This window comes from Massilia rhizosphaerae, assembly GCF_016093545.1.
Classification (GTDB): Bacteria; Pseudomonadota; Gammaproteobacteria; order Burkholderiales; family Burkholderiaceae_D; genus Telluria; species Telluria rhizosphaerae.
Genome location: NZ_JADKYX010000005.1, coordinates 211,000 through 231,084, shown reverse-complemented (window position 1 = coordinate 231,084; position 20,085 = coordinate 211,000). Strand labels below are relative to the sequence as shown.

Genomic DNA, 20,085 nt, shown 5'->3' with positions numbered 1-20,085 from the left:
GGTGGCGGACGCTTGGTAAGACTGGTCTTGTCGCCAATAACGACCAAAGGCTGGCTCATGATGCTTATCCCGAGATGAATGTGAGCGACGCAGCACAGAATGTTATCAGGGCAATATCCTGAAAGGCTCGCCAAATGTCACATCATCGTTCAATTCATGACACGAAGAACAACTTTCGCACAGGAAATTGAGTCACGTCAAAGCCAATCCAAAACCAAAAACAAGACGGGCCGCCCCGCAGGGCGGCCCGTCGTTACGCGCGGCGCACGCGGCGCCGCGGCGTCAGCCCGGCATCAGAACTTGTAGCGCGCGCCCAGCATGTAGCGCGGGCCGCCCGTCGTGACGGTCAGCACCTGCTGGCTCGAACGGCCGTGCGTGCGCTGGGTCGAGTCGGTCAGGTTGATCGCCTCGAGCGACACGGACAGGTTCTTGTTGACGTTGTAGCCGATCGACAGGTCGGTCTGGCCGTACGGCTCGACGTAGCGCGGATTCGGCTTGCCGTTGTCGGCCACGCTCGCGAGGAACTCGCCGCGCCAGTTGTACGCCAGGCGGATCGACCATTTCTGGTCTTCGTAGATACCGACCAGGTTGGCGGAGTTCGACAGGCCGACCAGCGCGAACTGGTTGCCCAGCCCCATATTGTCGTACGTGAGGCTCGACTTCACGTACGTGTAGTTGGCCTGGAAGCCCAGGCCGTTGGCGAACATGTGCTGCCAGTTGACCTCCGCACCCTTCAGCGACGCCTTGTCCTGGTTGATGAACGTCGTCACCTTGTACGGCAGCGCCGGGTCGCCCGGGATGCCGCTGATCGTGCCGGTCAGGTTGCCCGCCGCGTTGGTGCCCGTCGCCGTCACGCCGGGCTGGCCGGCGAAGTGCGACAGGATGTAGTTGCGCATGCAGTTCGTGTCGGTCGCCACGCAGCCGGACGCGATGGCCGCGTTCCAGTAGGCGCCGCCCACCGGCGTCGTCGCGGTCGTCGACGGCTCGTCCACGACGGTCTGGCCGGCGTAGTCGGACAGGTCCTTGTAGAACAGGCCCAGCGAGACCATGCTCTGCTTCGTGTAGTACCACTCGGCCGACAGGTCCAGGTTCTTCGACTTGACCGGCGACAGGCCCGGGTTGCCGCGGTTCGCCGTCGTGCCGGTCACGCCGGCCGTCGCGCTGTACGTGGTGCCGCCCTCGATCTGGTCGTAGCGCGGACGGCCGATCGACACGCCGTAGCTGGCGCGCACCTTCAGGTCGTCACGCACGTCCATGTCCCAGTCGAACGTCGGCAGGAAGTTGCTGTAGCTGCCGGTCTGCGTCTGGAAGGTCTGCGAACCGAACACGATCGGCAACTCGTTCTGCGAGATCCAGTTGACTTGCGTCGGCTGCTTCAACAGGCCGGTCGACGCGACGTCCGTCTTCTCGTAGCGGAAGCCCACGCCCGTGTGCATCGGCATCGCCGTATCCCAGTCCGTGTTGAACTGCATGTACAGCGCCTTGGTCTTCTCGACCGTGGTGCGGTTGAAGCTCGGGTTGGACAGGCTCGGGGTGTAGCCGGCCGCATCGCCCGTGACGTTGATCGCGTTGTCGCGCACGGCCGCGAAGTCGAACAGGTTGAAGCGATTGTACAGGCGCGGATCGCTCGAGCCGCCCAGCTTGCTGAAGTACTGGCTGATGCCGTCCGCGTACCACAGGTTCTGGTTGTAGTCGGTGCCCGGATTCTTCGACGTGCCGCCCCACGAGTCGCGCTGCACCTGCTGGAACACCGAGTGGTTGGTGTTCTTCGTGTGCGACAGGCCGAAGTTCAGGTTCGACGAATCGAACAGGCGCAGGCTGCCGCCGGCCTGGATCTGGTCGATCTTCATCTTGTTCAGGCCATCCTGGAACCACGAGCCGGACACCTGGTTCGGCGCGCCCGCGTAATCGGCCCCGCCCGGGATGACGAGGATCGGCATCTCCTGGCTGAAGTCGACGCCGGTGGTGCCGCGCGAGAAGCTGACGGTCGCCAGGTCGTTGTTCGAGCCGTACGGGCTGTCGGCCTTCGACTCGGCCACCGAATGGTGCATGTCGAGCGAGAGGCGCAGGGCCGGCGACACGCGCCACTGGGTGTTGAAACCGATCGAATCCAGCGTGGACTTGGTGGCGAAGTCGCCGCCGTTCATCGCCAGATCCTGGTTCTTCACCTGCTCTTCATAGTACAGCGGCGACGCGAGCGGACCGTTGGTCCAGCTGCTCGTCTGGGCGTTCAGCGGGTGGTTGAACCAGACCGACAGTTCGTGGTACTTGGTCTGGATCTTGTTCTGCGCGTAGGTGTAGTCCAGCGTCGTCGTGAGGTTCTTCTCGGGACGGAACTGGAACGTCAGCTGGCCGTTGGTCCGCTGGCGCTGCGAGCCGCGCACGAAGTACGACAGGTTCTGCGGCGTCAGATAGAGGTCGCTGGGTTTCGGCGGGTTCGTCACGCCGACGCCCGACACGGGGATCGGCCCCGGGTCCTGGCTGACGGTGTCGCCGTGGAACGGGCCGAGCCAGCCGTTGGTCACCGCGGCCTGGTTCACGCCCAGGTTGCGCGACTGGTAGCTGCCCGTGACGGCGAAGCCGAACATGCCGTCGTGCCACGTCGTGCTGTACAGGCCCGAGACTTCCGGCGTGACCTTCTTGGCGGCGTCGATGGACGGCAGGTTGTTGTTCGACTTGTCGTACACGCCCTTCACGCCGATGGTGGCGCGATTGCCCAGGTCCAGCGGACGGCCCGTCATGATGTTCAGCGTGGCGCCGATGCCGCCCGGCGGGGTGTCGGCGCGGGCGCTCTTGTACACCTGGATCTGCGACACGGCTTCCGACGCCAGGTTGGAAAAGTCGAACGCGCGGCCGGCCTGGTCGCCCAGGTTCGCGGTCGGCATCTGGCGCCCGTTCAGCAGCACCATGTTCAGGTCCGGACCGACGCCGCGCACGGTGACGTTGGCGCCTTCGCCGCGGTTACGGTCGATCGACACGCCGGAGATGCGCTGGACCGCCTCGGCCAGGTTCGTATCGGGGAATTTGCCGATGTCGTCGGCCACGATGCCGTCGACGATGCCGTCGGAATTACGCTTCAGGTTCAGCGTGGACTGCATACTCGCGCGGATACCGGTCACCACGACGGTATTCGTCGCGACGCCCTGTACCGGTGCGGTGACGGACGGGTCGTTCGGCGATGCGACGCCGTTGGACGCCCCGTTGCTCGTTTCCTGCGCATAGCCCGGTACGACCAGGGCAGCGCAGGCGCTCGCGACTGCGAGGCTGATCAGGCGATGCCTGGTGTTCAGGTGATGGGAAAAAACCCTCTTGGTGTACAGCACTGTGTCTCCTCTCGTCTCTCGAAAAAAACGCCGCGCCCGACGGCTGCGACGTGCGTGGTGGTGGTACTACTCCTGGCGCTTGTCCGTGTCGTGCCGGCCATCCCGGCCTTTGCAATGTTGACTCTTTGGTCATTGATAGCGGACATCATTTTTTTAAGATTAAGAACATTCTTCACATTGGTCAATCGAACGAACGAACTGTCCGCACGGAAAAATGGCGCTGATGCACCGAAAGAATGCGTGAGTTTCTTGCCCAATTACGCGTTACGTAACGCACGTAATCGCGCGAAAAAAATTGCACAAGAAATCGATTTCATAAATAAATCAATCACTTCGTTCCAACCCGCCCCGACGTCCCCGCAGCTATACTTCCCACCTTCCGGCGCGCCCGGAACGCCACTATGCTTAACGCATGACGCACAAATATTTTCGATCTGTTGCATAATCATCACAATCCACTTGATTTTTCCCGCCCATGCCCGTTACCGGTGACCAGCAACTCCTCAAGCAACTGAACCGTATGGCGCTGGTACGCCAGGTAAGCGTCCAGCCCGGACTGTCGCGCGCCGCGCTGGCCGACGTGCTGGGCTTGACCAAATCCACGATCAGCCTGCTCGTGCGCGAACTGGTCGACGAAGGCTGGCTGACGGAAAGCGAACTGCTCGTGACCGGCGAAGTGGGCCGCCGCGCCACGCCCCTGCACCTCGACCCGTCGCGCCTGGCCCTGCTCGGCGCCGAACTGGGCGTGGACGAGGCCCGCGTCGTCGCGACGAACCTGCTGGGCGAAGTGCTGGACACGCGCATCCTCACGTACGAGGACCCGGCCGATCCGGAATCCAGCATCCGCCTCGTGACGCTCGCGCTCATGAAGCTGGCGAAGCGGCTGGCGCGGCCGGCCGGCCACGGCCAGGCCCGGCAGGTGCTCGGGGTGGGCATCGGCCTGCACGGCGCCGTCGACGAAGCGCGCGGGCTGCTGCACAACGCGCCCCACCTCGGCTGGCGCGACGTCGACGTGGCCGGGATCGTGCGCACCCACGTCGCGGGCTCGCAGCTGGACGGGATCCCCCTGTTCATGCAGAACGAAGCGAACGTGGCGGCGCTGGGCGAGTTCGAATTCGCCGACCAGTCGGGCATCGATCCGCTGATCTACCTGTCGATCGGGTATGGCGTGGGCGCCGGCGTGATCGTCAACGACCGCCTGCTGACCGGCCTGTCCGGCTTTGCCGGCGAAGTGGGCCACGCGATCCTGCAGGCCGGCGGTCCGGTGTGCCAGTGCGGCCGGCGCGGCTGCGCCGACGCGCTGATCGGCCTCGCGTCGCTGCTGGGCCGCGAACGTCCGAGCCATCCCGCCCTCGAGCGCCTGTTCCACCGCGTGGCCGACGGCGACCCCGCCACCTGCGCCGCCGTCGACGCGGCCGGCCGCCAACTGGGCGTCCTCCTGAACAATCTGTGGGCCGGCTTCGACCCGATGGCGATCGTCATCGGCGGCCCCGCCCTCCAGTTGGGCGACACCTTCATCGAACCGGCGCGCCACGTGCTGGCCGCCTATGCGCACGCCGCCATGCTCGAGCCGCCCGCCATCCGCACGTCGCACTTCGGCGCGCAGGCCGTGGCCGTGGGCGCCGCCGCGCTGGCGCGCTACCGCGTCACGCGTCCGCTCGACGTGCAACGCATCGAACGCAGCGCCGGACGCGCCACCGGTCCCCGTCCCGCCGGTGCCCCGCTGCCTCACTGACCGCATCGCGACAAGGAACACCATGACCGCCGCCACGATCAACGTTGGACTCATCGGCTACGGCTTCGCCGGCCAGGTCTTTCACGCGCCGCTGCTGCGCACGACGCCGGGCCTTGCCATCGGCGCCGTCGCCAGCCGCAATCCGGACAAGGTGCGCGCCGACCTGGGCGGCGTCGCCGTGCACGCCGAGCCGGCCTTGCTCCTCGCGGATCCGGCCGTCGATCTCGTCGTGCTGGCCAGCCCGAACCCGACGCACTTCCCGCTGGCGCGCGCCGCCCTGGAAGCGGGCAAGCACGTCGTCGTCGACAAGCCGTTCACCGACGACGCGCGGCAGGCCGCCGAGCTCGTGCGCCTGGCCGAGGACAAGGGCCTGCTGCTGAGCGTGTACCACAACCGCCGCTGGGACAGCACGACGCGCACCGCGCTGCGCCTGCTCGCCGACGGCACGCTGGGACCGGTCCGCCACGCGGCCATGCATTTCGACCGCTTCCGCCCGCAGCCGCAGGCGCGCTGGAAGGAAGAGCTTGACGCCGGCGGCGGCATCTGGATGGACCTGGGCCCGCACCTGCTCGACGAAGCCGTGCTGTATTTCGGCGCACCGCTCGCCATCGAAGCGGACCTGCCGCTGCTGCGCCCGGGCAGCCGCTGCGAAGACCAGTTCCAGGCGCGCCTGCGCTATGCGGACGGCCTGCGCGTGGACCTCGGCGCCAGCATGGTGGCCGCCGTCGCGCGCCCGCGCGTGGCGCTGCACGGCCTGGCCGGCAGCTGGGTCAAGCAAAGCCTCGATCCGCAAGAGGCCGACCTGATCGCGGGCCGCCTGCCGGCCGGCGATGCGGCCGCCTGGGGCGTGGACAAGGAAACCGGTACGCTGGCGGTCCTGCGCGACGGCCAGCTGGCGACCTCCATCCTGCCAACCGAGAACGGCGCGTACCCAGCGTATTACGCCGGCATCCGCGACGCGCTGCTGGGCAAGGCGCCGAACCCCGTGCCGGCGCGCGAGGCGCTCACGGTCATGCGCCTGCTGGATGCCGGGCGCCGCAGCGCGGCCGAGCGGCGCGAAATCCTGCTGTCCGACGTATCCGTTTGAGCCGGCCGGGCGTCAGCCCTGCCCCGCCTCCAGGTTCGCGCGCACCCGCTCCAGCAAGTCGAGCAGGGTCGCGCGGTCCGCGTCCGCAATCCCGTCCAATGCCACCTCGGCCAGCGCGCCGTCGTGGCGGTGCAGCGCCGCGAACATCGCCTTTCCCGCACTCGACAACGCCAAGCGCGTGCTGCGCTTGTCCATCTCGTCCGCCGTCGCGTCCAGCAGCCCGCGGTCGCGCAGGCTGCGCACGAGACGCGCCAGCTGGGCCTTGTCGCGTCCCGAATGCGCGGCCAGGTCGCTCTGCGTCGCGCCCGGATGGCGCGCGAAGAACCCAAGCACCTTGATCTCCATGTGCGCCAGGTCGTGCGGCCCAGCGCGCAGGCTGCGCTGCTGGGCCGAGCGGTACAGATGCATGATCGCGTGGACGCGCTCCAGCACTTCCAGCGCGGGCGATGGCGCATTTTGGTTGACTTGATCAACTATATTTCGCATAATGAGGGAATTGAAGGACATTATCAACTAATTCGGAGCAACGATGACGCAAGCCGGACACCCAGACACGTTTGTACGCCGCGTACGCCATGAACTCAAGCTGCGCGACGTCGCCGTCGCGCGCATCGAACCGCTGGGCGCCGGCTTCGTCGCCGTCACCTTCGCGGGCAAGGCACTGGCAGATTTCACGTCGCTGTCGTTCGACGACCACGTCAAGTTCATGTTCCCGGACGAGGCCGGCGAACAGGTGAGGCGCGACTATACCCCACGGCGCTTCAACCGCGAAGCGCGCGAGCTCGTGATCGAGTTCGCGCTGCACGGCGACGGCAAGGCGTCGAACTGGGCGCGCCGCGCCGCCGTCGGACAGCAGGCCGTCATCGGCGGGCCGCGCGGATCGATGATCGTGCCGCAATCGCTGGACTGGCATCTGCTGGCGGGCGACGCGACCGCCCTGCCCGCCATCGCGCGCCGCCTGGAAGAGCTGCCGACGGGCAGCCGCGCGCTCGTGCTCGCGCATGCGGCTGCCGCCGACCGGCGCGTTTTCGCGAGCGCGGCCGGCGTCGACCTGCGCTGGTTCGACACGGCCGACGCGCTCGTCGCGGACCTGCGGGCGCTGGCGCTGCCCGCCGGCCGCGGGTTCGCGTGGGGCGCCGGCGAAGCGGCGACGATGGCGCGGGTGCGCGCGGCGTTGAACGAACAAGGCGTGCCGCGCGAGGCTACACGCGTGTCGGCATACTGGAAGCGGGGCGTGGCGGAGCACCACGAGCATCTGGAGTGACACGATGAACGCGTGGGTTTGGTGGCCTACGCCTCACACGCTGTGCTTGCGGCGCCGCGCGAACAGCAACCCGGCCAGCGACGCACCCATCAACGCCAGCGAGCCCGGCTCCGGCACCGTGAACTCGTCCATCGCCCACTGCGTCGGACTGCTGTTGTCATGGCATCCCCTTCAATGCGCCAGGCCGGCGACCTGGGCGTCGCTCAGGGCCGCGTTGTAGATGCGCAGCTCGTCGATGGCGCCCTTGTACGGCGTGTCCCAGTAATTCACGCCCAGCGCGAAGGTGCCGGTCGTCGTCGTGAACACGTTCGGGAAGCCCGAGCCCGCGAAGCGCTTGACGCCGTTGACGTACACGTTGACGGCGCCGTTGTTGACGGCAAACGCCACGTGCGACCACTGGTTCACCGGGATGTTCATGCCGAGACCGGCGTCGTACCAGGCGGAGCCCGACCACAGCATCGTCGCGCCGTTCACGAAGGCATGGCCCATCGGCAGGAAGCTGATCCAGGAATCCGTCGTGCGCGCGCCGAAGAACGCGGGCGTGAACGCGGTCAACTGGGCGGGTTTCAGCCACATGGACACGGTGTACGTGTTCGACGAGATCAGGCCGTTCGGCAGCCGCACGCCGGTCGCGCCGTCGAACACAACCGCGTTGCCGTGCACGCCCGCCGCGTACGTCAGGTTGCCGCCCGCCACGTCGATCTTGTTGCCGATGACGGTGCCGGGCGCGAACGCGCCGTTGGAATCGAGCAGGTTGCCGTCGAACGCGTAGTACGCCACCAGCCCGCCCAGCTTGCGCACGGTGACGGTGAAGGTCTTCGTCAGCGTGGCCGTGCCTTTCGTGATCCGCGCCGTCAAGGTGACGTTGATCGAGCCGGTCGCCGGCGTCGTCACGACGCCCGTGTTGCTGACGACGGCCGGATTCGACGACGTCCAGCCGATGACGGCGTTGCGCGCGGCCGTCGTCGGCAGCGTGAGGTTGCCCGTGACGGCCGTCGTGGGGCCGAGGCTCAGTTCATTGTAGATGGCGATGGCGACCTGCCGGTCCGTGCGCGGAATGAGGCGGCTGCCGAAGATGGCGATGCCTTCGCGCGAGGACGCGGTGAACGTCGTCACGTAGGACTTCGACGTCTCGTCCCACTCGGTCAGCAGCACGCCCTTGTACGTGGACGCGCCGGGCAGGTTGATCTCGACCTGGTTGCCGCCGGTCCTGCGCCACGTGCCGTTCACGGCCCCGGTAATCGTGCCGTTGGCGTTCAGGGTGATGAGCTGCGACTTCTTGATGGCGGCCGTGATGTCCTTGCCGTGGTTGACGTACAGGTAGTCGCCGAAGACGAATTCGGGCCGCAGGAACGCCGGCTGCGTCTCGTTCGCGTAGCGGTACGGCGCCACGACGGGCCAGCCGTCCGCGTTCATGAACATCTGGTGCACGCGCACCTCGTGCTGCTCGCCCCGTTCCGGGAAGCGCGTGTGGAAGATCAGGAAGTGCTTGCCCGTCGCGGGGTCGTACCAGGCCGAGTTGTGGCCCGGCGAGACGTAGCCCGTGCCGATGCCGGTGCCGGCCTCGCCCAGCTTGCGCTCGAACAGGAAGTTCCCCATCAGCTTGACGCCGTACGGCGCGATCGACGCATCGTCGAACAGCGGCTTGGCCGGATCGGCCTTCACGTTCGCCATGTCGTTGCCCTGGGCGTCGTAGTACGGACCGTCCGGGTTCGTCGAGCGCGCCACGCGCATGTTGTAGCCGCCGTTCGCATCGAGGCCGCCGAAGGACGTGAACAGGTAGTAGTACGCCGTCGCGGGGCTGTACAGCACGTATGCGCCTTCGATGCGCGCGTGGTTGCCGCCCACCAGGCGCTTGCCGTAGCCCTGGTTCGGGTAAGGCACGCCGGTGGCGGGATTCATCTGCATGACGAAGATGCCGCCCGAGTACGAGCCGTAGACCATCCACAGCTTGCCCGCGTTGTCGAAGAAGACGTTCGGATCGACCGTGTTCGGCTGCTTGCGCGCGTCGTAGACGGTGCCGTCGTAGCTGGCCTGGCCCCACATGCCGGACTTGAGGATGATGCCCTTGTTGACGTACGGGCCTTCGACGTTGTCCGCGACGGCCACGCCCAGCGCGGACCGGGGCGCGTCGCCCTCGCAGGCGTCGTAGTACATGTAGTACTTGCCGTCCGCGAGCCGGCGCACGTCCGGCGCCCACAAGTCCTGCACGTTCGCCCACGCGAACGTCTCGGCCAGCTCCGTGTAGACGTTCTTCGCCCCGTTCAGGAACAGCGGATTGGCGGCGTTGACGCCGTCCGTCATCTGCGTCCACTTCATGAGGTCCTTCGACTTGGCCGAGGCCAGGTGCGAACCGAATACATAGAACGTGTCGCCGACCTTGATCACGGACGGGTCGTGCACGGACGCGTTCTGGAAGGTGGGGAGCGTGGCGCCGGCCTGGGCGCCGGCATTGGCGCCGGCATTGGCGGCGGCATTGGCGGCGGCATTGGCGGCAATGAAGCAGGACGCGAATAGCGCGCCCCATCCCGCCCGAAATAATGGATTTTGCACTGTAGTCTCCGTCGTTTAATTATGATTTGAGCGATACGACAGCCTTCCCATCCGTATCAGGAGCGGAGAATGCGGCATTTTCGGAGGCTTGGCAACTGCGCCGAGGATGCCTCTAAGCCACTGATTCGACCGGAGAATTTACAGATTTCAGCACGGAAATAGCTGCGATTCCGAAAATCCAGATTTCGCCTGTCATTTAAAAAATATCGTTATCGATGCGGGAACCCGCGATAACTTTTCGGGAAATGAAAACGATTGACGGCGCAAAAAAGATATCGCAGATTTTTTTCGCGTGTTACAAAAAATATTTCAGGACGCGCGGTCGCCCACCCGCCGGCACAGGCCGTCGCGATCCAGCACGTAGCGCTCGAAATCCCGCGCCAGGAACAGATTGCCCGCGTAGACCGCGCGCGCCTCCGCCGCCAGCGCCGCCAGCGACGACGGTCCGTCCCCGTCCTGGTAGCGCGGGCTGAAATGCGTCAGCACCAGGTTCGGCAGCCCGGCCGCGGCGGCCATGCGCGCCACCCGCAGCGCGGAACTGTGCATCGGCCCCGGCCCCACCTTCAGCAGCACCTCTTCCGTGTAGGTCGCCTCATGGATCAGCACCTGCGCCGTGCGCGCCGCGTCCAGCAACAGGTTCGGGTCGTCGTTGTCGCCGCCGACGACGATCGTGCGCGCCTTGCGCGGCGCCAGCAGCCACTCGTGCGCGCGCAGGAGTCGGCCGTCGTCCAGCACCACGTCGAGGCCGCGCTGCAGTTCGCCCCACGCGGGACCGGGCGCCACGCCCGCCGCGCGCAGGCGGTCCGCGTCCAGCCGGCGCTCCACGGCGCGCTCGGTGAAGCGGTAGGCGTACGACGGCACGCGGTGCGACAATGCGACGGCGTCGACGGCCAGGTCGGGCAGGACGCTGCGTGCGGCCAGCTCGCCGACGGGGATGAAGTCCAGCGCGTACGGCAGCCCCAGTTCGCTCGTGGCCATCACGGCGTCGATGAACGTCCGCAGGGGCGGCGGGCCGACGAGGGTCAGCGGGGCCGTGCGGTTGTGCATGCCGGCGCTGGCCAGGAGGCCGGGCAGTCCGTAGCAGTGGTCGCCGTGCATGTGGGTGACGAAGACGGCGCGCAGGTCGTGCAGCGACAACGGCGTGTGCAGGATGCGGTGCTGCGTGCCCTCGCCGCAGTCGACGAGCGACCAGCCGCCGCCCGGCCCGCGCAGGGCCAGGCCGCTCACGTTGCGGGTCTTGGTCGGGGTGCCGGACGAGGTGCCGAGGAACTGGAAATCCATGTCGTGACGGGGTCGAAGGCGGTTCGGGCCCATTATGCCCCGTTTCGGTCGGCGCCGGCCCCGGTTCGTCGCGCCCGGCTTGCCCGCGCCGGGGCGCGGCGGCACAATGCCGCCAACCGTCAAGCATCGGACCACAGGCCAACCATGATCACCCTCGCCCGCTTCTTCCCGCCCCCAACCGCCGCCGGCCGGCCGAAACTGCGCCGCCTGGCGGACGACGCCGGCCTGACCGTCATCGTGTGCGCCCTGGCCGCCGTCCTCATCACGCTGGTGAACGGCAAGACGTGGGAGCTGTACGACCAGATGGTGTACTCGATCTGCATCGGGCTCATCGGGCTCGCCGTCCTCGACGGGCTGCGCCTGACGGTCCTCGACGATCCCGCGCGGCGCCGCCGCTGGCTGGTGCCGAGCCTCGTGCTGCTCGTCGCGACGGCGCCCGTCGCGCATTACTGCGGCATCGTGGTCGGTGGCCTGATCCTGGGCACGGGCTGGCCCGACCTGCACGACTATCCGAACGACCGCGGCCAGCGCGGCATGATCCTGTTCACGCTGCTGGGCATGTGCGTGATGGCGCTGATGATCCTGAACCGCGAACGCGTCGAACGCATCAAGCTGGAACGCACGGAGGTCAGGGCGCGCGCCGCAACGATCGAGCGCCAGGCCCTGCAAGCCCAGTTGCGGCTGCTGCAGGCGCAGATCGAACCGCACATGCTGTTCAACACGCTCGCCAACCTGCAGGGCCTGATCGCCATCGATCCGCAGCAGGCCAACCGGATGCTGGACCACCTGATCCAGTACCTGCGCGCCACCTTGTCCGCCACCCGCGCCGAGACGACGACCCTGGCCCAGGAATTCGAGGCGGCCGAAGCCTACCTCGGCCTGATGGCCGTGCGCATGGGGTCGCGCCTGGCGTATCGCTGCATCCTGCCGGACGACTTGCGCCGCGCGCGGCTGCCGGCCATGCTGCTGCAGCCGCTCGTGGAAAACGCCATCATCCACGGCCTGGAACCGAAGATCGAAGGCGGCACCGTGACCGTGGAGGCGAGCGTGCGCGCCGGCCTGCTCGACATCTGCGTCAGCGACACGGGCCTCGGCCTGCCCGACGCCGACACGCCCGCGAAAGGCAGCGGCGTGGGCGTGACGACCACCCGCGAACGCCTGCAGGTGCTGTACGGCGCGCGCGCCGCCCTGACCTTGCTTCCCGCCCAGCCGCACGGCGTGCTGGCCCGCCTCACACTGCCCCTGGAGACCGCATGAACCCGACCGCCGCATCCCCGTCCCTGCGCGCCCTTATCGCCGAGGACGAACCGATTCTTGCCGCCACGCTGGCCGCCACCCTGCGCCGCCTGTGGCCGGAACTCGACATCGCCGGCACGGCGCCGAACGGCGTGGCCGCCGTCCAGCAGGCGCTGGCACTGCAGCCCGACGTGCTGTTCCTGGACATCAAGATGCCGGGCCAGAGCGGCCTGGAAGCGGCGCAGGAACTGGCCGAACGGTGGGAAGGTGCGCGTCCGTTCCCGCAGATCGTGTTCGTGACCGCGTACGACGACTATGCCGTCAAGGCGTTCGAGCAGGCCGCCGTCGACTATGTGATGAAGCCCGTGAGCGATGCGCGCCTGGCGCGCACCGTCGAGCGCCTGAAGGCCCGGCTGGCGCCCGCGCCCGGACAGGCGGACGACGATGGCCTGGCGCAGCTGGTCGAGCAGATGCGCGCCCTGCTGCCGGCGGCAAGCGCGCCGGCCGAGCGCCTCACGGTGATCCGTGCGGCCGTCGGCAACGTCGTGCGCATGATTCCCGTGCAGGACGTCGCGTACTTCCAGGCGCTCGACAAATACGTCAACGTGGCGAGCGGCGACGGCGACGCGCTGATCCGGCTGAGCCTCAAGGACCTGCTGCCGCAGCTCGACCCGGACCAGTTCCGCCAGATCAGCCGCGGCGCGATCGTCAACATGCGGCACGTGGCAAGCGCCAGCCGCGACGATGCCGGCAAGCTGACGCTCAATCTACGCAACCGGGCGGACAAGCTGCGCGTCAGCCCGCTGTTCGCGCACCTGTTCCGCCAGATGTGACTACGCGATCGCTTGAACCGATCTCGGTAACGCGAACCGGTGGGCACGGGGTGCCCACCCTACGTGAAGCGGTAGGGTGGGCGGCCCTCCGCCCACCAAATGCATGCGCCGCGGCGGCGCATGGTCACTTCTGCTGCGCGCCCGACAACAACGCTGCGTCGCCCCACGTGACCGGCAGTTGCTCGTCGTCCGCGCCGGCGCTGCGCGCCACCAGCTCGATCAGCTTGACGCCGGCGACGTCCGCCGCCAACGCCTGCGCCGGCTGGCCCCAGCGCAGCGCGCGGCTCTTGGCGAGCAGCTTGCCGTCGCCGTAGATCGTGAAGGTGACGGCATGCTTGCGGTCCAGCGCGGAATCGTCGACGCCCACGCTGGTCGTGAAGCGGCGGTAATCGTGGTTACGCACTTCGAGACGCGAATTGGCCAGGATGCCGATGCCGGACGTGAAAGCCGTGCCGCCGATCTGCAGCACCTGGCCGTACGGCGTGCTGTCGGCGCGCGCGCCGCCCCAACCCGCGTACATCGGCCGTTCGCCCGCGCCCTTGGTGCCGGTCCAGGCGAACGAGGAGCGGAAGATCGTCGGATCGACCTGCGGCCGCGTCACGCCGTCCACGGCCGGGTTCACGCTGCCCGGCTGCTCCGACAGGTACAGGCCGTCCGCCAGCACGCGCGTGCCGTGCGCGCGGAAGATGCGCGTCTCGCGCGGCGCCACGCGCAGCTTGGTCTCGTTCGTGAACGTCATGTCGGACTTGCTCCAGAGGTCCGTCAGCGTGACCGGCGCGTCGGCGCGGTACTTCATGTGCGCGGCCGTCAGGTCGACGTCGATCGGCGTGAAGCCGCGGTTGAAGACGGCGACGGCCTTGTCGCCCGAGGCCAGCTGCTTGACGAGGATCTGCAGGTCGCGTGCGTCGTAGGCGATCACCGCCTGGTTGCCGGCCGGGTCCTGGTTGATCGCGATGACGTCGGCATTGCCGAAGATGTCCAGCAGCGACTGCGGCGTCTTGGTCAGGTCGGCGCCCGTCAGCAGCGGCGCGTTCAGCATGGCCCACAGCGAGAAGTGCGAGCGGGCTTCCACGAGGTGGTTGGCGTCGAAGTCGCCGGCGCCGATGAACAGCATGTCCGGGTCGTTCCAGCTGCCCGGATGCGCGTACAGTTCGCGCGTCGCCGCGCTGTCGAAATTGCTGAGCAGGCGGGTCCAGGACGGCCGGATGTCGTCGCTGGTGCGCGACAGGTTGCCGAAGTCCTTGCCCCAGGCGCGCACGTCGGCGGAGCCCCACACGCACAGCGACAGCAGGAAGTCGCCATCCGGATTGTTGCGCTTGAGGGCCGCGTTGATCTGCTTGAATTCCGCCTGCACGGCCGGGATGTTGGAGCGGGTGACCGTTTCCAGGTCCAGCGAGGGCGTCAACGCGCGGTAGGCGCCCGAACGCACTTTCGGGCTGGCGGCGCCGTAGGCGCGCAGGCCGCAGCCGTCGACCTTGATGAAATCGAAGCCCCAGTCGCCGAAGAACAGGTCGATGTCCTGGTCGACGTGGCCGTACAGGCCCACCTCGCGTTCGAACATATTGCCCTTCGGGAGATTGGGATCGTCGCCGCCGTAGGCCTGCGAGCAGGTATTGCGACCGAGGTCGGAATAAATGCCGGCCTTCAGGCCCATCGCGTGCAGCTTGTCGGTGAGCGGACGGAAGGTGCTCTTGCCGCCCTGGACGGACGACGGGAACTGCTGGGGACGGATCTCGAGGCGGCCGTCCGGCATGTGGCGGCGCTGCGCCCAGCCGTCGTCGATGTTGACGTAGCGGTAGCCCTTGGCGGCCAGGCCGCTGTCGACCAGGCGCTGGGCCGAACCGAGGATCTTCGCTTCGTCGATGTTGGTGCCGAACGCGTTCCAGCTGCTCCACCCCATCGGCGGCGTGGCCGCGCGGCCGGCGGTATAGGCGCTCCAGTGCGCCGTCGGGGCCAGCGGATCGGTGGCGCCGTGCGCCGCGGCGGTCGCCAGCAACAGGGGAATCAGGGCGAGGCGCGGCAACCGGCGCGTTTTTTGTCGTTCTTGCATTTCAATGTCCAATGGTTGGGTGGGTTGGATGTTGTCAGTGTACGTCGAGCTGGAACGGCGCGGCCGGCAGGCCGTCGCCGCCGAACAGGTTCACGATCGGCGCGTCGGCCCACGCGTAACGCACGCGCGTGACGCCCGGCGTGCCGGCGCCGGGCAGCACGACGATATCACCTTTTACGCGCGCGTCGACAAAGCGGCACGCCTTGCCCGCGCATGCCTCGAAGCCGATGGGGCGGTTGGACGAATACGTCGCGAGGCCGCCGCCCGCGTCCTTGTACGCGATGACGATGTCGTTGCCGACGCGCCGCGCGGACACGGCGTACGGGCTGCCGGGCGCGATCTTCTCGCCGTACGCGACGGCGCGCGCGGCGCGCGCGAGACGCTCGCCGACGGCGGTCTTCTCGGTCGGATGGATGTCGAAGCGGTCGCCCACGTCGAGCGTGACGGCCAGGCCCGCGTGCGCGTCGTGCGCCACCGTGTCCGCCTGCGCGGCGCGCAGTTCGGCCCAGTTGGACTGCACCGGCGCCGTCGCCGTGGCGCCGAAGCCCGGCAACTGCACGACGAAGAACGGCAACGCACCCTGGCCGAAGCGCTGGCGCCAGTCGCGCAGCAACAGCGGCAGCAAGGTGCGGTATTCCTGCGGCCCGCCGGGGTTGGCGGCGTTCTGGTCGGCGTTCGCCTCGCCCTGGTACCACGCCACCAGCTTGAACTTGTAGCCGACCAGCGGCGCGATCATGCCGTTGTACAGCGTCGTGTAGCTCGTCAGCATGTCCCACGGCGCCGGCGGCACGCCCAGGCCCGTCAACGCGCTGCCGCGCTTCACCTTCCACGCGGCCGGCAGGGCAATCGTCTGGCCGTCGCGGGTGCCGATGGTGCGGCTGGCCGGCGCGCCGGTCAGGCCGCCGCCCTGCCCGCCGCTCAGCACGCGCACGGCGATCACGTTGCGACCGGGCTTGAACACGCCCGCGGGCACGGGATAATCGCGCCACAGCCAACCCAGCCCGGCGCCGCCCACGCGCACGCCGTTGACCCAGGTGGTGTCCCAGGTGTCGACGGGGCCCAGGTGCAGCATGTTCGCGGCCTTGGCCTGCGCGTCGGTCAGCGTGACGGTCGTGCGATACCACGCGACGCCGTCGAAGTCCTTGAAGCCGGCCACGCCGCTGTCCTTCCACGAGCCGGACGGGGTGACGGTCGACCAGCCGCTGTCGTCGAGATCCGGCGCGATCCAGGCGCGCTGCGCGGCCGTGGCCGGGTCGTGCGCGCGCCACCACGCTTCGGTGCGCGCGTCCTGGGCGCGCATCGCCGCGCCGAGGTCGCGTCCGTACAGCGCGACGGCGTCGACGCCGGTCGCGTAGTCGCCGACGGTGCGCAGCGACTCCGCGCCGATCCAGCCCTGGATCGTCGTGCCGCCCCAGCTGGCCTGGATGAAGCCGACCGGGATCTTGTAGGTCGCCTGCAGCGAGCGCGCCATGTAGTAGCAGACGGCGGAGGCGTCGCCGACGGTGTCCGGCGTCACGCTCTTCCACGCGACCGGGCCGTTGAATTCGTCCTGCGGCGCCGCCGCGCTGTTCCTCGGGACGTTCAAGTAGCGCAGCCTGTCGTTCGGTCCCAGATACGTCGCGCCGATGGCGTTGGTCGACTGGCGCTGGGCGAATTCCATGTTCGACTGGCCCGAGCACAGGTAGACGTCGCCGACGAGGACGTCGGCGCGGCTGACCTTGTCGGCGCCGGACGTCACCGTCAGCGTGTACGGTCCGCCGGCGCCCTGCGCCGGCAGCTGGATCTTCCACTTGCCGTTTGCGTCCGCGCTGCCGGTTGCCGTGCGTCCGCCCAGGGTGACGGTCAGTTTGCTGCCGGGGGCGGCCTTGCCCCAGACGGCGATGGGCTGGTCGCGCTGCAGGACCGCGTGGTCGGAAAAGATGCCTGCCAGGCCGAGTTCAGCCGCCTGGCCCGCACCGCAGGCACAGGCGGCGGCGAGTGCCAGCAGGGGCACGGCCATCCGTGTTGTCTTGTTCATGTCTCTTCGTCGTTGTCGTTGTGGCTGCGGATGCGCGGCTGGCCGCGCATGTCGTGGGATGGGTATGCCATCCATCGTTCATATTGTATTAATTAAATTAAATACTTACCACATGCATATAGAACTAATTTGCGGCCCATACGGAAAAACGCCGCGGCGCCTTGTCGGCGCCGCGGCGGTCATTTCCTACGTGAAACGCGCGTCCGATCAGTTGGTGTAGACGAGCCCCCGGCCGGTGCCGCTGAAGTAGATGCGTCCGTAGGTGTTCCAGTCGGCCGCGATCTGGCCGACGCCGCCGTACTGGTGCGCGTCATCGTTGAAGCGCGCCCAGGTCGCACCGCCGTCGTCGGAGTGATAGATGCCCCACACGCCGTTCATCGTGCCCACGACGTAGATCGCGGCCGAGTAGGAGGAACCGGCCAGCGGCTTGCCCAGGGCGATCGCGCTCGCCCCCTGCAACGCGCCCGTCGACCCACTGGCCGCGACCGTGGCGAAGCCATTCAGCGCCGTCCAGGTCGCACCCGAATCGGTGGAGTGGTACACGGTGTTGCCGTCCGCCAGCCACAGGTCGCCCTCGGCGTTGGGGTTGGCCACCATCGACGTGATCCAGTACGCGTTCGGGGCGAGGTTCGCGTTCACCGAGCCCTGGCTCAGCGTGTAATGGTGGCCGCCGTCGGTCGAGACGTAGACCTTGCCCGGCGTGCCCCAGAATGCGCCGCCCGAATCGTAGGCGTAGACCTTGCTCGCATTCTTGCGGTCGGCCACGAGGCGGTAGCCGCGATCCCAGCCGAGGCTGGCCAGCGCCGGCAGGTTGGTCGACGACCAGCGCGAGCCGTTGTTCGTCGTGTACGACGGCACCGAGTTGGGCGGCGCCCAGACGATGTTGCTGCGTGACGTGGCGACGATGCTTCCCGTACTGCCCTTGTTGGTGGAGGCGCCGGTGGGCAGCTTCGCGAAGTTCGACCACGTGTTGCCGCCGTCGCCGGACCAGAAGCCGAAGGCGGTGTTGCTCGCGTTGATGACGCCGTTACCGACGATGTACGCAGGATCGGACCACAGCACGTCGGCGGCGTTGCCGCTGCTCCATGCAGTGCTCGGGCCCTTGGTCGGCTGCACCGCGAGGTCCGTCTGGACCCACGTGCCGATGTCGCCCGCGCTGTTGACGAACTTGTACGGCGCGCCGGCCGGCGGCGTGACGAGGGCCAGGGTGGCCGTCTCCTCGAGGTTGGTCACCGCGCTGTTCCAGCTCGGCGTGGCCGCCGTCGCGGTCGTCGTTTCCACGATGCCGCCGCCGTGGATGTGCGAGATGTGGTCGGGGTTGGCCGGGTCGATCTCGATGTCGTCCACCCAGCCGCCGGCGGCGCCGCCGGACGGCGTATGCGGCATGCCCTGCTCGATCTCGCGCCAGGTGCTGCCGCCGTCGACCGACAGCTGGACGACCTGGCCGGAGCCCCAGGTGTTGGACACGCCCAGCGCGATGCGGGCCGTCGGGCCGGAGCCGTACACCGACAGGCCGCCGTAGCCGGCGGAGGAATTGCTGACGATCTGCGTCCACGTGCCGCCACTGAGTTTGTACAGGTAGCCGGGGCCGGCGACGCCCGGACCGGCGCCCGCGCTGAACGCCACATAGATCGTGCCGTCGGCGGCGCGCACCATGTGCGGGACGTAGTAGCCGGCCACCGCGGACGGGACCGCCACCGGCGTCCACGTCGCGCCGCCGTCGACGGACTTGTAGAAGGTCGAGCTCAGACCCGCCGCGTTGGCGTAGTCCTGGGCGACGGCGACATACAGCGTCGACGTCGCAACGCCGGTGCCCTTGGTGGACGTGTCGAACACGAGCGACTCGACGCCCGTCACCCAGCCGCCCATGGTATTGACCTGGTCGTTCGTCAGCTGCAGGGTCGACAGCGACGTGACCTGGGCCCAGGTCTGGCCCGAGTCCGTGCTCTTCCACAGGCCGGCGGTGCGCGAACCGTAGAACAGCGTCGAAGGATTGTTGGGGTCGACCGCCAGGCGTTCGCCGATGGCCCGGGCGGGATTGTTGCCGCCCACCGGGAACGGCAGGTCGTAGTGCGTCCACGTATTGCCGCGGTCGGTGGAGGCATAGAGCCGGCCGTTGCCTTCGAACGTGTACATGCCGGTGGCCATGTAGACGCGCTGGTCGTTGTTCGGGTCGAGCGCGAGGCTTTCGATGCCGTGGAACCGGCTCTCGCCGCCATTGAAACCGATGCCGTCGGTAATGGGCGTCCACGACGAGGTGGCCGGGTTCCAGCGGTAGGCGCCGCCGATGTCGGTGCGGGCGTACAGGAGGTTCGCGGTGGTCGGATGATAGATCAGGCCTGTGACGTAGCCGCCGCCGCCCCATTTGACGCTCGTGTAGGTGGTCGCCGCGCCGACGGTGGCGGCGAGGGAGGGTGCGGTGCTCGACACGCCCGACGTGGAGTTGCCGCCGCTGCAGCCCGCAAGAAGCGCCGCGAGCAGCGTGGGGACGACGAAAATGTGGTTCCGATTCATTGTGTCTCCTCTAAAAGGAAGGATGATTGGCTTGCCGTTTTCCGGTCTAGAACAACGTAGCTCCACCGCGCTGGCCCTGCCGCCGTGCCGGAGATCGTCCGGCGCGGCGCCAAGGAAGACCGCGCCCGACCGGCGCGCAGCGCGTTTCCTTCGTCGACGTCGTCGCAGGCGTTCCGGGGATGTTTCCAAAGC

General features: G+C 68.0%; 13 protein-coding genes. 5 read left to right on the top strand and 8 right to left on the bottom strand.

Going from position 1 to position 20,085, the window contains the following annotated elements; all coding sequences use genetic code 11:
• Positions 1-293: 293 nt before the first annotated feature.
• Positions 294-3,323, bottom strand: coding sequence for a TonB-dependent receptor (locus tag ISF28_RS10695; RefSeq protein ID WP_370663417.1), 3,030 nt, complete (start codon positions 3,321-3,323; stop codon positions 294-296).
• Positions 3,324-3,798: 475 nt separating this feature from the next.
• On the opposite strand from ISF28_RS10695, the gene ISF28_RS10690 reads away from it, so the two are divergent.
• Both ISF28_RS10690 and ISF28_RS10685 read left to right on the top strand, forming a co-directional pair.
• Positions 3,799-5,058, top strand: a complete 1,260-nt coding sequence (locus ISF28_RS10690) for an ROK family transcriptional regulator (protein WP_198117157.1) — start codon at positions 3,799-3,801, stop codon at positions 5,056-5,058.
• A 22-nt stretch (positions 5,059-5,080) separates the two neighbouring features.
• Complete coding sequence (locus ISF28_RS10685; RefSeq protein ID WP_198117156.1) at positions 5,081-6,145, top strand: oxidoreductase; 1,065 nt, start codon at positions 5,081-5,083, stop codon at positions 6,143-6,145.
• A gap of 12 nt (positions 6,146-6,157) precedes the next feature.
• Here the strand turns inward: ISF28_RS10685 and ISF28_RS10680 are convergent, their stop codons facing one another.
• The gene (locus ISF28_RS10680) at positions 6,158-6,553 is read right to left on the bottom strand and encodes a MarR family winged helix-turn-helix transcriptional regulator (protein ID WP_229518993.1); all 396 of its coding nucleotides are present in this window, start codon (positions 6,551-6,553) and stop codon (positions 6,158-6,160) included.
• Positions 6,554-6,674: 121 nt separating this feature from the next.
• On the opposite strand from ISF28_RS10680, the gene ISF28_RS10675 reads away from it, so the two are divergent.
• On the top strand, positions 6,675-7,409 hold the full coding sequence (locus tag ISF28_RS10675; protein WP_198117154.1) for a siderophore-interacting protein: 735 nt from the start codon (positions 6,675-6,677) through the stop codon (positions 7,407-7,409).
• A gap of 33 nt (positions 7,410-7,442) precedes the next feature.
• On the opposite strand, the gene ISF28_RS10670 is transcribed toward ISF28_RS10675, so the two are convergent.
• The 3 genes from ISF28_RS10670 to ISF28_RS10660 all read right to left on the bottom strand — a co-directional run bounded on the left by ISF28_RS10670 (position 7,443) and on the right by ISF28_RS10660 (position 11,243).
• Positions 7,443-7,541 carry a PEP-CTERM sorting domain-containing protein gene (locus ISF28_RS10670; RefSeq protein ID WP_198117153.1) on the bottom strand — a complete coding sequence of 33 codons (99 nt, stop codon included), beginning with the start codon at positions 7,539-7,541 and terminating at the stop codon, positions 7,443-7,445.
• A 39-nt stretch (positions 7,542-7,580) separates the two neighbouring features.
• Positions 7,581-9,962 carry a family 43 glycosylhydrolase gene (locus tag ISF28_RS31165; RefSeq protein WP_370663416.1) on the bottom strand — a complete coding sequence of 794 codons (2,382 nt, stop codon included), beginning with the start codon at positions 9,960-9,962 and terminating at the stop codon, positions 7,581-7,583.
• Positions 9,963-10,271: 309 nt separating this feature from the next.
• On the bottom strand, positions 10,272-11,243 hold the full coding sequence (locus ISF28_RS10660; RefSeq protein WP_198117152.1) for an MBL fold metallo-hydrolase: 972 nt from the start codon (positions 11,241-11,243) through the stop codon (positions 10,272-10,274).
• Between the two features lie 144 nt (positions 11,244-11,387).
• Here ISF28_RS10660 and ISF28_RS10655 point away from each other — a divergent pair, with 144 nt between their 5' ends.
• Both ISF28_RS10655 and ISF28_RS10650 read left to right on the top strand, forming a co-directional pair.
• A complete protein-coding gene (locus tag ISF28_RS10655) occupies positions 11,388-12,500 on the top strand; it encodes a sensor histidine kinase (protein WP_198117151.1) in 1,113 nt (370 codons plus the stop codon).
• Positions 12,497-13,312, top strand: a complete 816-nt coding sequence (locus ISF28_RS10650; RefSeq protein ID WP_198117150.1) for a LytR/AlgR family response regulator transcription factor — start codon at positions 12,497-12,499, stop codon at positions 13,310-13,312. The genes ISF28_RS10655 and ISF28_RS10650 overlap by 4 nt, the downstream gene beginning before the upstream one ends.
• Positions 13,313-13,436: 124 nt before the next feature.
• Here the strand turns inward: ISF28_RS10650 and ISF28_RS10645 are convergent, their stop codons facing one another.
• The 3 genes from ISF28_RS10645 to ISF28_RS10635 all read right to left on the bottom strand — a co-directional run bounded on the left by ISF28_RS10645 (position 13,437) and on the right by ISF28_RS10635 (position 19,893).
• Entirely contained in the window at positions 13,437-15,362 is a 1,926-nt protein-coding gene (locus ISF28_RS10645; protein ID WP_198117149.1) for an NPCBM/NEW2 domain-containing protein, read from the bottom strand.
• A gap of 34 nt (positions 15,363-15,396) precedes the next feature.
• A complete protein-coding gene (locus ISF28_RS10640) occupies positions 15,397-17,379 on the bottom strand; it encodes a sialate O-acetylesterase (protein WP_198117148.1) in 1,983 nt (660 codons plus the stop codon).
• 207 nt (positions 17,380-17,586) lie between these two features.
• On the bottom strand, positions 17,587-19,893 hold the full coding sequence (locus ISF28_RS10635) for a sialidase family protein (RefSeq protein ID WP_198117147.1): 2,307 nt from the start codon (positions 19,891-19,893) through the stop codon (positions 17,587-17,589).
• Between the last annotated feature and the right edge of the window lie 192 nt (positions 19,894-20,085).

Excerpts from the sequence above, each read along its gene's own strand:
- ISF28_RS10685 (WP_198117156.1), top strand. The coding sequence starts at position 5,081 with ATGACCGCCGCCACGATCAACGTTGGACTCATCGGCTACGGCTTCGCC.
- ISF28_RS10650 (WP_198117150.1), top strand. The coding sequence starts at position 12,497 with ATGAACCCGACCGCCGCATCCCCGTCCCTGCGCGCCCTTATCGCCGAG.
- ISF28_RS10670 (WP_198117153.1), bottom strand. The coding sequence starts at position 7,541 with ATGGACGAGTTCACGGTGCCGGAGCCGGGCTCGCTGGCGTTGATGGGT.
- ISF28_RS10690 (WP_198117157.1), top strand. The coding sequence starts at position 3,799 with ATGCCCGTTACCGGTGACCAGCAACTCCTCAAGCAACTGAACCGTATG.
- ISF28_RS10640 (WP_198117148.1), bottom strand. The coding sequence starts at position 17,379 with ATGAACAAGACAACACGGATGGCCGTGCCCCTGCTGGCACTCGCCGCC.
- ISF28_RS10675 (WP_198117154.1), top strand. The coding sequence starts at position 6,675 with ATGACGCAAGCCGGACACCCAGACACGTTTGTACGCCGCGTACGCCAT.
- ISF28_RS10635 (WP_198117147.1), bottom strand. The coding sequence starts at position 19,893 with ATGAATCGGAACCACATTTTCGTCGTCCCCACGCTGCTCGCGGCGCTT.
- ISF28_RS10660 (WP_198117152.1), bottom strand. The coding sequence starts at position 11,243 with ATGGATTTCCAGTTCCTCGGCACCTCGTCCGGCACCCCGACCAAGACC.
- ISF28_RS10680 (WP_229518993.1), bottom strand. The coding sequence starts at position 6,553 with ATGCATCTGTACCGCTCGGCCCAGCAGCGCAGCCTGCGCGCTGGGCCG.
- ISF28_RS10645 (WP_198117149.1), bottom strand. The coding sequence starts at position 15,362 with ATGCAAGAACGACAAAAAACGCGCCGGTTGCCGCGCCTCGCCCTGATT.
- ISF28_RS10655 (WP_198117151.1), top strand. The coding sequence starts at position 11,388 with ATGATCACCCTCGCCCGCTTCTTCCCGCCCCCAACCGCCGCCGGCCGG.